Raw genomic sequence first — 446 nt, forward strand, 5'->3', positions numbered from 1 at the left:
TTTAACAGTGATGTGGGTCATCTCATTACCGTCAACCTCAACACATTCCGTATTGAACGTCTGAAAGCAAAACCAGCGCCACAACAGCCTGCACTTGTTGTACCAGAGAAGAAACGCCGATTTAAGCCTGTTGAAGTGAAGCAAAAGGATATGTCCCTTTACTATGGTGTTGCACCAAAAACAGAAAAACCAACGCTATTAAGGCGTAAGCATAAGATCAATCTACACAAGCTGTATGATTTTATTGAAAGTTTTATGAGTGTGTTGGTTAAACGCCTTGTTCAGAAAGCCGAACCAGAATCCACTACCACCGCAGTACCAGTTGTTACTGATCCCCTTGATGAGATCATGATTGACCCCGTTACTAAATTGAAGATCACCCGCAGGCAGTGGGAGTCGATGGGGACTACCCATAAATCAGCAGACGTTTCCGTACCCCCGGACGC

At 44.8% G+C, this 446-nt stretch carries 1 protein-coding gene; it reads left to right on the forward strand.

Translation table 11 applies throughout. The features are described 5' to 3' along the window. A partial coding sequence (locus ACSZPU_RS26315; RefSeq protein WP_499004571.1) for a hypothetical protein occupies nucleotides 1-446 on the forward strand: 446 nt, incomplete at both ends.

It is taken from the genome of Phytobacter sp. V69, from assembly GCF_965644215.1.
Classification (GTDB): Bacteria; Pseudomonadota; Gammaproteobacteria; order Enterobacterales; family Enterobacteriaceae; genus Phytobacter.